At 58.0% G+C, this 12,343-nt stretch carries 18 protein-coding genes; 17 read left to right on the top strand and 1 reads right to left on the bottom strand.

Translation table 11 applies throughout. The features are described from left to right. The first annotated feature begins 6 nt into the window (after window positions 1-6). From VEH04_17025 to VEH04_17080, 12 genes are all read left to right on the top strand, one after another. On the top strand, window positions 7-522 hold the full coding sequence (locus VEH04_17025; GenBank protein HYG24484.1) for a hypothetical protein: 516 nt from the start codon (window positions 7-9) through the stop codon (window positions 520-522). Window positions 523-588: 66 nt separating this feature from the next. Continuing rightward, window positions 589-1,185, top strand: a complete 597-nt coding sequence (locus VEH04_17030) for a hypothetical protein (GenBank protein ID HYG24485.1) — start codon at window positions 589-591, stop codon at window positions 1,183-1,185. A 3-nt stretch (window positions 1,186-1,188) separates the two neighbouring features. Next, window positions 1,189-1,413, top strand: coding sequence for a hypothetical protein (locus tag VEH04_17035; protein HYG24486.1), 225 nt, complete (start codon window positions 1,189-1,191; stop codon window positions 1,411-1,413). Between the two features lies 1 nt (window position 1,414). After that, window positions 1,415-1,879: a hypothetical protein gene (locus VEH04_17040; protein HYG24487.1), complete on the top strand. Its 465-nt coding sequence runs from the start codon at window positions 1,415-1,417 to the stop codon at window positions 1,877-1,879. A gap of 76 nt (window positions 1,880-1,955) precedes the next feature. Further along, the gene (locus VEH04_17045; GenBank protein HYG24488.1) at window positions 1,956-2,138 is read left to right on the top strand and encodes a hypothetical protein; all 183 of its coding nucleotides are present in this window, start codon (window positions 1,956-1,958) and stop codon (window positions 2,136-2,138) included. 78 nt (window positions 2,139-2,216) lie between these two features. Beyond that, window positions 2,217-2,447, top strand: coding sequence for a hypothetical protein (locus tag VEH04_17050; GenBank protein ID HYG24489.1), 231 nt, complete (start codon window positions 2,217-2,219; stop codon window positions 2,445-2,447). Window positions 2,448-2,480: 33 nt separating this feature from the next. Next, the gene (locus VEH04_17055) at window positions 2,481-2,876 is read left to right on the top strand and encodes a hypothetical protein (protein ID HYG24490.1); all 396 of its coding nucleotides are present in this window, start codon (window positions 2,481-2,483) and stop codon (window positions 2,874-2,876) included. 1,108 nt (window positions 2,877-3,984) lie between these two features. Further along, on the top strand, window positions 3,985-5,352 hold the full coding sequence (locus VEH04_17060; protein HYG24491.1) for an AAA family ATPase: 1,368 nt from the start codon (window positions 3,985-3,987) through the stop codon (window positions 5,350-5,352). A 374-nt stretch (window positions 5,353-5,726) separates the two neighbouring features. Continuing rightward, complete coding sequence (locus tag VEH04_17065) at window positions 5,727-5,975, top strand: hypothetical protein (GenBank protein HYG24492.1); 249 nt, start codon at window positions 5,727-5,729, stop codon at window positions 5,973-5,975. A gap of 115 nt (window positions 5,976-6,090) precedes the next feature. Further along, a complete protein-coding gene (locus VEH04_17070) occupies window positions 6,091-6,630 on the top strand; it encodes a phosphohydrolase (GenBank protein ID HYG24493.1) in 540 nt (179 codons plus the stop codon). A 45-nt stretch (window positions 6,631-6,675) separates the two neighbouring features. After that, window positions 6,676-7,014: a hypothetical protein gene (locus tag VEH04_17075; protein HYG24494.1), complete on the top strand. Its 339-nt coding sequence runs from the start codon at window positions 6,676-6,678 to the stop codon at window positions 7,012-7,014. 597 nt (window positions 7,015-7,611) lie between these two features. Beyond that, window positions 7,612-8,106 (top strand): hypothetical protein, encoded by a 495-nt coding sequence (locus VEH04_17080; protein HYG24495.1) that lies wholly within the window; start codon window positions 7,612-7,614, stop codon window positions 8,104-8,106. A gap of 81 nt (window positions 8,107-8,187) precedes the next feature. On the opposite strand, the gene VEH04_17085 is transcribed toward VEH04_17080, so the two are convergent. After that, window positions 8,188-8,445 carry a hypothetical protein gene (locus tag VEH04_17085; protein ID HYG24496.1) on the bottom strand — a complete coding sequence of 86 codons (258 nt, stop codon included), beginning with the start codon at window positions 8,443-8,445 and terminating at the stop codon, window positions 8,188-8,190. A gap of 58 nt (window positions 8,446-8,503) precedes the next feature. Between VEH04_17085 and VEH04_17090 the strand changes: the two genes are divergently transcribed. From VEH04_17090 to VEH04_17110, 5 genes are all read left to right on the top strand, one after another. Next, window positions 8,504-8,749 (top strand): hypothetical protein, encoded by a 246-nt coding sequence (locus VEH04_17090; GenBank protein HYG24497.1) that lies wholly within the window; start codon window positions 8,504-8,506, stop codon window positions 8,747-8,749. 157 nt (window positions 8,750-8,906) lie between these two features. Then, window positions 8,907-9,395 (top strand): hypothetical protein, encoded by a 489-nt coding sequence (locus tag VEH04_17095; protein HYG24498.1) that lies wholly within the window; start codon window positions 8,907-8,909, stop codon window positions 9,393-9,395. After that, a complete protein-coding gene (locus VEH04_17100; GenBank protein ID HYG24499.1) occupies window positions 9,392-9,652 on the top strand; it encodes a hypothetical protein in 261 nt (86 codons plus the stop codon). The genes VEH04_17095 and VEH04_17100 overlap by 4 nt, the downstream gene beginning before the upstream one ends. A gap of 72 nt (window positions 9,653-9,724) precedes the next feature. Then, window positions 9,725-11,110, top strand: a complete 1,386-nt coding sequence (locus VEH04_17105) for a hypothetical protein (GenBank protein ID HYG24500.1) — start codon at window positions 9,725-9,727, stop codon at window positions 11,108-11,110. 58 nt (window positions 11,111-11,168) lie between these two features. Further along, the gene (locus tag VEH04_17110) at window positions 11,169-12,329 is read left to right on the top strand and encodes a DUF2800 domain-containing protein (protein ID HYG24501.1); all 1,161 of its coding nucleotides are present in this window, start codon (window positions 11,169-11,171) and stop codon (window positions 12,327-12,329) included. The last annotated feature ends 14 nt before the right edge of the window (window positions 12,330-12,343 follow it).

Here is a 12,343-nt window from a genome sequence, read left to right on the forward strand (position 1 = left end):
CGCACTATGAGAAACAACATCAGTGGAGAAATCAAAGAGTTAACGGAGGACGAGTTCCTGGACCTGTTCGACCCATCGGTCCACGAGGTTCTTAAAGTCAAGTCGAAGCTCCCCGGCGCGGACGCCGTGGTCTGCTTCGAGGTGCTGGACATGAGTTCCAGCCAGTGCGGGCACCGCACGGCGCTGGTCATCGGCCCCGGCTGCACCTACCAGGAAGGGCACCTGGTCGATGCGCGCCTGGGTGACGTGCCGAGCCGCTTTGCGTATCCGGTCGCGATCTGGCGGGTGCGCTGCGGTGTTTGCTCGTCCCAAGGGTTCACTCCCTCGAAGACGGGGGAGGGGTGCGAGTATTGCGACGGGACGTTTGGCGGCAACCCGCCCCGATTCGGCAACGTGATCGAGGCTCTCCAGAAGGAGGTCAAGGACTGTGCGCTACGTCGCGCCTGCACTGCGGACCCCGGATATTTTGATGCCCGCATTGAAGAGTTTCAGGCCGCTATCAAGCTACTTCGTGGAGCTTAAAAATTTTCTTTCACGAATACATATTTAAGTATTGACGAAAACAATTCCAGACCCCATTCTCACGCCATGACATACGCAGAAGAAAAACAACACGCGCTGAACCTCATCAAATCCGTCGCCGCTCAATTCCCTGGCTCCGAGCTGGTGGTGGACGACGAAGGCCACGTCCGCTACCTGAGCCTGGGCGGGGATGAAGGGCTTTATATTGGCTACGACCGCCACAAGAACCGGCTGAACATCAGCGGGCGCTATCTGTCTTCCCGCATCGAGCACGACAACGAGCAGTTTTATCCTGGCCGGTTATGGAACCCGAAGTGCGAAACCCCGTCGATCACGGTGGACGCCAACAAGTCGCCGGAACAGATCAAGAAGGACATCGAGCGCCGGTTCCTGCCGGATTACCGGGCAGCCTTAGCTCGCTGCCGGGAGGCGCGCGACGCTCACGAAGCGTATATCAACGAAACGAACGCCACGGCTGCGGCGCTGGCCGCCAAGCTCAACTCCGTCGCGACCGGTAACGCCCACGGCACGCACCTAAAGCGGCACATCCGGCTCGACCACCTGGACGGCTCAGTCGATGTCAGCCGCGACAGCGCGAGCTTCAGCCTATCACTGTCGCTCGACAAGGCGCGCAAACTGGCGGCGTTCCTCGCAACCCTCTGATTTATGAAGCATGTCGCGTTTGTCGTGGAGCTGTCGCCGCAGCGGCAGGCGTATTTGGGCAAAGGGCCGACGCCCGCCCGCTTCCTCGCCAAGGGCGGGGGCACCACCAGGTTCCTGGCCAAGGCGCGCCGCTTCCGAACATTCGCGCGGGCGGGGTTTGCGGCAGCGGATTACCAAAAGGCCCGCGTCCGATATTTGTGGCCGAACGGACACTTAACCGGAATCTGATATGCACCCTGTCGAAACTATTATCGCCGCGGAAATCGCCCGCACACTTTTCGTGACCGCCTACGCTGACGCCGTCGAGTCGGGCGAGCTGGACGCCCCTGGCGCAAGCGGCGGCGCGGACTGGATGGACGTGGCTCCTGCCACTCCTGACAATGCCCTGGCGCATGCCTGGCGGCTCATTGGGCGCATTGAACAGTGTAACCGGACGTCGCTCGCATGCATCCTGGCAGCGGCCTGCCGGGCGGACGGCGTGAGTTTTGAGAAACTGCTCGAAGACGTCGAGCTGCCGGACACAGCACGCCCGCGCTACACCTACCTGAGCCAGTTCGGCCACTACCTGGCGATGCAGTCGCTGGGGCACGGCGTGTCGTGGTTCGATGACCACGAGGAATTCGACCTGAAGCTTCCGTATATTGAGAACCCGCTTGACGACGAAGTCTACGATCTTTTTTCAAAAGCCGGTTGACGTTTTCTGTTTGGATTAACAGATCAAGTTGTAACTGAAATTTTATGACACCCCGAACAAACCACTGAAAGGACACATGCACGGACTACCTACAATCCACCGGATCAACGAGCAGGCGGCGCTCAAAGCTCGCCAGAAGGCTGGGCTTAAGCCCGCGAACGAAAACGAAGCCATCATCCGCAAGGCAACGGCCGCGAAGCCCAAACTGAAAGCTGGCGCGAGGAAGGTCACATACCAAGGCCGCGAGACCGAGGTTTAAACGCAATCGGTCGACCGGTTTCGAGAAAGTTTCGAAACCGGTTGACGCCGACGAAAATTCTCAACAGATCACAAGTATATGAGTTCTCCCTCTGAGAAAAAAATCGCGATTGGTTCAATCGGCGTTGGGTTTCCCGGCATCCTGGCAATCGTGTTCATCACCCTGAAGCTGTGCGGGGTCATCAACTGGTCGTGGGCCTGGGTTCTCGCGCCTCTGTGGCTCGGATGGGCAATCGTGCTCGCCTTTCTCGCAGTCATCTTTCTGGGTTGGTCGGTCCTCTGGCTCTTTTGGTTCCGGAAAAACGGCTGATCCCCCTCTCGTCAATTTACCATCCTACAAAATATGAATAGCGTAACTCCATCCACCGTCACCCTCGAAACTCGCGACGGCTTCCTGTCGCCTGAAGGCCACCTCCACGCATGCGCGCCGGGCGGTCATGACGCACTCGCCGCTGGGCTGCTGGCGCAGTTGAAACTCGAATCCAAAGCCGTTGCCGGAAAGGTGTTGGAGCAAGTCGGCTGGCGTCGTCTCGAAAATGGCGAGTGGGCCACCGGCCAGATCGGCGTAACCGGCGCGCAATACAAAACCATCGAGCGCTGGTTCGATAAGTCGCGCGACGCGTTCGTGCCTGCGGCACCCGTGGAAGTGCCCGTTGCTCCTGTGGAAGTGCCCGACGTGGCAGAACCTCCGGCGGCTGTCGAGGTCGTCGACGCCGAGCCCGGCGCGATTCCTGAGTAGTTTTAACAACCCTCGGCATGGTGACACGCGAGACGCGTGGACGGGCATTGGTGAATGAGCCTCATGAAACACCGAGGGCCGATTTCAGTTCTTTGATAATTTTGTGCGCGATATAAGCGCACTATCCACGTGGGCGGTCGCACCCTTTAGCAAAAGGTCGGCGAAGAGCTGCTAACTCGGATTCGGAGCCTCATAAGCTTCGAACGCCCCCGGTTTTTCGAACTCCGATTGCAAGATCGGAGCCGGTAGAAACCCGGCGTAGCGGGCCACGATACGGTCCACCAATTTGAAAGCTTTTGGGTGTGCGTAGATAGGAAAGCTCGTAGGAAACGGGACGTATCCTGTGAAATACGTGTGAGTAGTTGGGGCGGGCGATTCCCCGGGAAGTGTCGCCGCAGGTTCAAGTCCTGCCACATCCACCAATTTTGGGAGGAGGGTTAACAGCCCGGCCCAAACACGCCTGCTGCGGAGCGGTCTGACTCTTTTGAGAGAATAACAGATGACGTGAGCAGGCACCTTTTCGACCGGTAGTTGCAGGTTCGAATCCTGCCAAGTTCTGCGTCTTGTGGAGTAATAGGTAACTGTCTGAATCGACCGGCGCGGAGACGAAAACGCAGGTCTGGCGACTGGACTAAAGCAGTCGCAAGAATTTTATGGCACGAACCGGTTAGAGGCCGGACTGGTAAATCGAGGGCGCGGTTGCACGCGCTACGAGGAATGCAACAGGAGCTGGTGTGGGTGGGTTACCCTATCGTGCCGCCAATTTTATGGAGGCTCCGCGCTAGTGGTTGGGCGCGGGTAAGCCAATAACCCGGTGGGGAGGGAAGGGACCGAATCCTCCGCCAGTTTCGGGCATGTCGCCCGAGAAAGCGCCTGACCCGTTCGCGTGTGTCGGGCTAGGCGCTTCAATAGGTGTTTGTATTAAGCAAAACAGGTTTTAATTGAAACAGATTAGTTTGAATCTACCCCAGTTAAAACTAGAGACGACCAACCGCGACCGCCTTCTGCGGCCGGTTGCCAAAGCCGGGCTCTGAAACAATTTTGCCGGGGCTGTCCAAAGGACTGGACAAGATGCAGCGCGCAAATACGCCATTGATGTGAAACGCGGTTGACGAGCCCCGGCACTCCCAATTTTATGCAAGTTAAAAATCTGACCATCACGAACATCGGGAAAATCGAGTCAATCTCGGTTAACTTCGACAAGCCGCTGCTCTTGTTTTACGGAGAAGTCCAGCAGGGCAAGACGACAATTCTGAACGCGATTCGATTCGTGTTCGGTGGGTCGTTCCCTTCGGACATTCTCCGCCACGGCACTGACGAGGGCTCCGTGTGCCTGACCTTCGACAACGGTTCCATCACTCGCGAGTTATACCGGGCAAAGGACGGCACGACTAAGTCGCGTCCCGTAGTCTTTATCCGTGACGGCAAGCCGGTCGCTAAACCCGTAGCGGAGATCGAAAAGTTCCTCAACCCCTTCCTGCTCGACCAGGATTTTCTTCGCAACAAAACGGAACTGGAGCGCAAGCGCTACTTTGCCGAACTGTTCCACGTCGACACGACCGACATCGACGCCGAGGCCGCCCGCTGTGAAGAGCAGGCCCGGGAGCTGCGCGCCAAGCTGAAGGGATATGGTGAAATCGACCTGACGCCGGTCGAAGCGGTCGACGTGACGGAGCTGCGTCGCAAGCGTGCCGAGATTCAGAACGCGCACGATGCAAATATTCGGAAATTCACAGTGGAGTTTGAAGCCGAACTGGCCGCTGTTCGCGCTGACAACAGGGAGCGCGAAGAGCACAATAGAATTTTTCAGAAGACGAGCGAAACGCTGTCAGCCTGGTGCGACGAGATCAAGCGACTTGAAGCCGCGCTCAAGAACGCGAATGACAAAGTGACGGAGATCGGCCTGTGGCTTGCGGAGAACAAACAGCGACCGCTGTTGGCGGAGCCAACCCTGGCGCTGCCTGCCGCGCCGAACGCCTGCGAACTGGATGAAGAGATTTCGCAGGCCGCCGCAACCAACGTGCGCGCCGAGCAATATCGGAAGAACGTGCAGCGCGATGCAGCTCGCAAAACTGATGAAAGCCAGCTTGCCGAGCTGGAAGCAAAGCTGCGCGGCATCCGCCAGGAAAAGGTTAACCGGCTGAAGGACATCTCCGACTCGTGCGGCATTCCGGGGCTCGCGTTTGATGAGCGTGGGAACTTCATCTATGAGGGGACTGAGGCAGGCATGCTCTCGACTTCGCAAGTGATGAAGTTATCGAGCGACCTTTCGTCGCTCTATTCCCAAGGTTTTGGGCTCGATTTAATCGACCGCGCGGAGTCCCTGGGTAAGAGCATCTTCGGGTTCGTGCAGCGCGCAGAGCGCGAGAAGAAAACCATCCTGGCGACCATTGTAGGTGAATGCCCTGCAACGGTGCCAGTCAACGTCGGCGTGTTCGTCGTGGAAGACGGGAAGGTATGCGCCGCTGCCCAATAGGCCATTGCGTCTTCATGCTCAGCAGGCGGCGCGTGCAGATCGGCGGGAAGCCTCTTTCCCGCGCCCAGGAGCATGCCTGGAAGTCTGAACTGCGTAGGCAGATTTCCGGAGCCTCGGTTTCGGTAAGGCCGGACCCGTCACCCGTATTTTTTGATATTGACGCAAAATCAGGACGTGCTTAGTGTCGCGCTGTAGGGAAATATTACAGGAAGTATTGACGAAAAAGCAGCCTAGAAAAGTGAGGCTACTCGCGTCCATAAGCCGGGGAAAGTCAAAAATCTATGAAGGATTCGAATATTCTGCTTGAACCTGCGGCACGAATGCCGCGAACTCGTGTTCGTGCGCGCAAGCGCAGCAAACCCACTAAACAACGAATGAAACGAGATCGCCGGTTGGACAACCCGGGTCGTCCGAAGAAGGACAACAAAAAGGTCCATACAACAATCAGCGTTCGCCCGTCGACCCTTGGCGAGAAGGGCGAGCCGGGACCTTGGGCCGTGCTGGCGAAGAAAGCCGGAGTCAGCAAAGGGCACCTGGTCGAATGGCTCGTGCAGTCGCCGGACGCCGAGGACTGTCGCAAGCTCGCAATCAAGAAGGCCAAGTATTTCGTGATTCCCGACTGAGATCAGAGCACTGACTGCAGGTGACCTGAACCGCCAGAGCCAACCTCTGGCGGTTTTTTTGTCGTTTTTTAAAAAACTGGTTGGCGAATGCTGCTCGAATTTTCACATCGTATATGTGAGACCTACGAAGAGCCGCCGCGGGGACTGGTTCCAAACCTACTCGGGCCGTCAGTTCTGGCCATTGGACCCCCGGCCCGACGACATCTGCATTGAGGACATTGCGCACCACCTGGCCGGAATAAACCGTTTCGGCGGCGCGACCGTGGTGCCCTACAGCGTCGCTCAACATTCGGTCCACGTCAGCAGGCTCTGCCCGCAGCATGCGTTCTGCGCACTCATGCACGACGCCACGGAAGCCTACCTAGGTGACGTGATACGGCCCCTCAAGTATCAGCTCGGCGTCTACCTCGAAGCCGAGCAGCGGCTGTGGGAGGTGATCGCAGAAAAATTCTGTCTGCCGTTGGAGATTCCTGCAGAAGTAAAGCGGGCGGACAACATCGCGCTAATGACGGAGCGCCGGGATTTACTTCGGTCGACTGGCCACGATTGGGGCCGCTTGCGCGACTATCCACCGGACCCCGGCACAATCAGGCCGCTGGGTGCGAGCAGCGCCAAACGCCTCTTCCTAATGCGCTATACGGCTTTCGCGCCGTAAATATTTCAGTATTGACAGAAACACTGCTTCCGGTATTTTTCAAATATGAATGAAAGTCCAGACACTCTGACACGAAACAATGGCCGCTTCAATCGAGCGGCCATCAAACGCCACGCCCTGAAGGTCAGCCGGGAAGCTCGTAACGGGAAGTTCGAGCGGGTGAGCACCGAGTTTCTTGAGAACATTGAGGCGCAGATCGAAGCCAAGCTGCGCAGCCTGGAAGCGCCGGTCATTAATGCGCCGCTGGGCCAGGTAGAACCCGACGCGGGCGAGAGCTTTTTGACGGGGCAGGGGAAGGAGCGTCTTTTCGAGGCGTTCAACCGCTGGGTGGCTCGGGAGATTCATCGGAAGAGCAACGACGTGCGAGTGGGGAAAACGCTATGAGCGCAACGGTGAGCAAGAACGGCGCGCTTTCGTGGTTCGGGAAATTGCTTTGCGCGATTGGCGCTCATCGGCGCAAAACAATCGCAAGGATTGGTGACAGACCGTTTGGGATTATCGTGTGGCGCGAGTGCCAAAGATGCGGGGTTATCCAGCGGTGGGATGGAGTTGGTTACGTGAACTGCAATCGCAAGTCTACCATGGAGGCGCTTGCGGGTCTCGGATTGCTGAAAGGAGATGCTAAATGACAACGGTGAACGAGACCGTCGCTCCGTTCTGCTGATATGCGCGCGCCCTCGCACAAAGTCTATTACGCCCTGCGGCGCGAGACGCCCGAGTCTCCGCTGCGCTGGTGGCCTGTGCGGGGACTGCGTTTAAACGTGCCCGGCTGGTTGAAGCTGTCGCTGTTTACCTACCGAGATGGCCCGGTGGTGTTCATCGTGGACGAGCGAACCGGGCTGACGATTGCGGTCGCCCCTTCGCGACCGCTGGCGGTGCGAGCAGCCAACCTCGTTTTGGAAAAACTCAGCTACCGGTCGCTGCGCAAAGTGCTCGACCATGACAAAGGATTTTTAAATGCAGGACGAAAACCAAGAACACATGACGAACGAATCGACACACCAAGCCCTGGACAAGTTGCACCTGGAGGCGACGGACAAAGCGTTCCAGGAGCTGAAGCGCCTGGAAGCAGCGGCGACGCCTGCCCCGTGGCTGGAGGGGCATAGCGGAACTGGCGCGGTAGTTACACCGGGCCACAATCCCGGCCCCTATGGCGAGGAGTGTGACAAGTTTTACGGCGGCGCAGTCGTGCTGGAGTCCTGCCGCCCGTCTGACCGCGTCTTTTTGATCGCCCTGCGCAACCATGCAGCGACGCTGATTAACCAGTGCGCAAACCTGACCGCGCTGATGGCCGAGCTCGACGAAGTCCACCGCGAGCTGGGGATCGATTACAACCAGAGTGCGGGCGCTGCAATCCGCGCGCTCAAGACCGGACTCGGCGCGGCAGTCCGCGAGTTAGAGAGAGTAAACAACGTCAAGGACGGTCATCCGCTCGTGAGCCACAATCTGCTCTACAACTTGCGCAACCTCCTGTGATGACCTGGGCAATATCCACGCTGTGCTTTTGCCTGTCGTTGCTGGCGCTGGTGAAGACTTTTCAAATACTGAAACAACTGTTCAATGAATCCCGAGCTCCAACAAACCCTTTTGACACAACGCCGTGCTCGCTGTGCCGAGTTCATAGCGCACCCTGAGAAGTTCAAAGTCTGTGACCAGTGCCAGAGCATGCTCCCGGCTGGCGCAGGTAAATGCGGCCTGTGCCACGCCTACCGGTTCCGCACCGACCCGCGCGACGTAGTCGAGATCGCCCGCGGCATGCGTGAGCGCGCCGTCGCGATTACTGCGCCGGTCGTGCCGCGTGGGTTGACGGTGCAAGTGCTCTCGCCATTCGGTTGGCCGAGCTGTAAGGTCGAAGCGCCCGCAATTGAGATTTATGAGTGACCAAAAAGTGAAGACACTTCGCGTAAAAATCGAGGACCGACCTGCGATAGAAGTGTCGCGGGAAGCCTATGTTAAGGCTAAAACCAAGCAACTTCGTGAGTTTGGATATGGGACTTTAACGGAGCAACACGTAGACGAGCAGGTGGACGCCGTCCTGTCTAACAAGGAAATTGGAGCGGGATTGACTGTCATCGGGGCATTCATGCAGGGCGAGGTGTTAGGCCAAGGGCGAGAATGAGATACCGCATCAAAGACCGCGAGCTGCAGGTGTTGTCAAACTCCACCTGTTCGCGGGCGGATTTTTCGCAGAGTGGTTTGGTGCTGAGACCGGACATCATTTCGAGAAGGTGAACGCAGTTCAGCGCCGCGGTTGACACGCCCACCATATCATGGGCGTGAAGAAATTGATCGCCCTCGCTGGTTACGCCGGAGCTGGAAAAGACGAAGCTGCAAAACCCCTGATTGAAGCCGGATTCGAACGCCGATGTTTCGGCGATTCGATCAAGGCCCAGGTCGACGACCTGGTGAAAAAGCACCTCGGCTTTTCCGCTTTTACTGAAGACCGTTCCCTGAAGCCCCTTATCCGCCGCACCCTGGAGTCCTGGGGTGAGGACAACTACGACAATATCTTCCGCGAGTTCTTCGCCAATCTGCCGGACCGCTGCGTTAACACTCGCCTCGTCCGGGTCAAGGAAGCCGAGGAGTGGGTCCGCCAGGGCGGTCTCATTGTCGAAATCCGACGCCCTGGAGTTGGCCCAGCCACGAAATGGGAGCGGGAGCAGTTAGTTTACCTTCGAATGAAACGCTTTGTCCACACGGTCGTCGAGAACGACGGCACCGCGGCGGACCTCCACGACAAGATGCGGGAGCTGTGCGGCCTGTGAAGAGCCGCCAGAAGTCCGACGACATCGAATTCGGTCTGAAGCTCCTAACTGCGATAGCAGAACCTGGTGTGCGCTACGACGCTGCCGAGATCGCCGCATGGTGCGGCTGCAGCAGGCAGGCCATCGAGCAGCTTGAAAGCAAAGCGCTGGCAAGAGCCCGTCAGGAATTCGTGAAGCGCGGGTTCCAGGAGTTGAACATGCCGGAGCCCCACGACCCGGCAGACCCAGTGTCCGCACCTTTTTTGACCGGCTTATAAGTCGGTTCACGCCAAGGAAAAAGAAATAACCCGACTGGTTGACAAACTGGTCGGGTTTTTTCATGTCATGATGTGGGACCTTTAATTCCTCACTCCTGGCAAGAGAAATCGATTCAGCACCTGTTGCAGGTTATTCCGCGCGAAGGCGCGGCAGTTGATGGATCGGATACCGGCACCGGCAAAACGCTCGTCGCGGTCGAGACAGTCAAACGTTTGGGTAATCCACCGACCCTGGTGATTTGCCCCAAAGTCGTCATTCCCGCATGGCAGCGCACTGCCGCCGCTCAAGGCATCGACCTGGACGTTCTCAACATCGAGAAGCTGCGTGCAGGCAATACACCCTACGGAGGCTGGTATCCTCGTGACTCCCGACATCCAACGGAATGGTTCGGCTGGAACCCGGGAATCAAGTTTCTCGTCATCGACGAAGCGCACCGCTGCAAAGCCTCTGGCAACAAGCGGGTGAACGGAGTCATACAGCCGCCGCGCAACGCGGAATTGATGAGGGCCGCACGGCGGCAGCGTATTCCGGCCCTGGCGATGTCCGCCACGCTCGCCGACACGCCGCTGGAAATGGACGCGCTCGGCTATCTGCTTCGCCTCCACGATAGCGACAGCAAGCCAACCCTGCGCAACCCGCACCCAACGCATTTTCTCGATTGGGCTCGCGACTACGGCGTGCGGATGACCAGCACCGGCCCGGAGTTTATCGGCGGCCCGGTAGAAATGGCGCGCATCCACGCACAACTCTACCCGCACAAGGGGGTTCGGGTTCGGATTAAAGACCTGGGCGACCTTTTCCCGGAGACGCAGATCACCGCGGAGCTGTGCGAAATCGACAATCCGGAAAAGGTCGATGCAATCTACGCCGAAATGGCCGAGGCGCTGGCGGAGCTAAAAAAGCGGACTGACCGATACTTCACGGACGAATTTGCAATGGCGGAGCGCCAAAAGGTCGAGCTGCTCAAGGTGCCTGCTTTCGTCGACCTGGCCCAGGACGCAATTGCCCAGAGGATGTCCGTCGCAATCTTTGTCAATTTCCGGCTCACGTTGCAGGAGATATGCAGACGGTTGGGCACTGATTGCTTCATTGACGGTTCCCAGATAGGTCCGCAGGGCTCGTTGCAGCGGGAGGCCAACCGGCTTGCTTTTCAGTCCGACCGGTCGCGCATCATCGTTTGCATTGCTGAGGCGGGCGGCCTTGGACTCGACCTCCACGACATAACCGGCCGCCATCCGCGTCTGGCCCTCATTTCTCCGGGTTACAACGCCAAGACGCTGAAGCAGGTCCTCGGACGTGTGTGGCGCGCTGGCGGGCTTTCCAAGAGCCTGCAGCGCCTTATTTTCGCGCGCGGCACAATCGAAGAAACCGTCCACGCAGCAGTCTCTCGCAAGTGCAACAACCTCGACGCGCTCCAGGACGGCGACCTCGAACCAAGAAATTTTCAACTTTCGTAAAAAGTGGTTGGCGCGGTCGGTTGCCAAAACCATATCAGGTAAAGACCAAAATATTTTAGTGATTGAATTGAAGATGAGTGCCGAACGCCTCCACCACCCTTTCTCGCCGTCGAAACTGCAAGTGCTTGAAGCTTGCCCCCTCTTCACCGGTGAAGAGTCAAGCCGCAACGAGGCGTCGGAAGCGGGCACCCGGCAGCACGACGCCGCGGAAGAGGGAATTGACATTGATGACCCTCGTCTGGCCGACCACGAAGCTGACGCGGTCGCGCTCTGCAAGGAATACCGCGACAAGATCGTCGCCAAGTATCCGGGCGGGACAGTTATCAAGGAAGAGTATCTCAACATTGACGACGTTGTCTTGGTCGATTCCCAGGGCAATAAGTTTAAAGGCACCACGGGGGGCTATCTGGACGTGGGGGTCATCAATGCTGAAAAAACGATCGCTGAAATCTGCGACTGGAAGTTTGGCCAGTGGTCCGTTGAACCCACAGAGAACAACCTGCAGGGTATTGCTTACCTGCTTGGGCTCTACTACCGCTTCCCATCCCTGCAACAGGTCACCGTCCATTTCGTGATGCCCCATCGCGGAGAAGGCGACTTCCACACGTTCCAACGGAGCCAATTCGACGGCCTGCTGTTGCGGGTCAAAACGGTGGTTGCCCGAGCCAAGCTCGCACAAGAAACAGGAGATTTTTCTAAGGCTCAGGTCACCGTCAGCGCCTGTCTGTTTTGCGGCAATAAGGGAAAGTGTCCCGCGCTCGCTGCGTTCGCTATAAAGCTCGGGAAGAAATACGCTCCGGCTCAAATCCCGGAGACCGTGACCCCCTCTCTTCTGCGCGACGCCAAGCAAGCAAAGCTGTCCATGGAGATCGCGCAGCTCATGGAAGCCTGGGGCAAAGCCACACGAGGCCAGATCACCGCCAGAGCAATCGAAGAAGACGAGTGGATGCCTGAGGGCTACGTGTTGCGGTCGAGAACCGACAACGAGATCAAAAACTTCGCGGGCTACATCAGGGCTGCACGCAAAGCCGGTGTTCCGGCAAGCGCTATCCGCGCGGCCCTGGCAATCCGCATGACACCCATCAATAAGGCGATTCAAGACGCGTCACCCCGTGGAAGTAAGAAGGCCGCTGCGGACGCTTTCCGCGCCGACTGCCTTGAGAAGGGAATCCTGGAGGAGAGCCAGGGCGCAATTTTCCTCGAACGGCTGAAGAGCTGAACGAGCAATCAATT

The sequence above is a fragment of the Verrucomicrobiia bacterium genome, assembly GCA_035629175.1.
Classification (GTDB): Bacteria; Verrucomicrobiota; Verrucomicrobiia; order Limisphaerales; family DASXHY01; genus DASXHY01.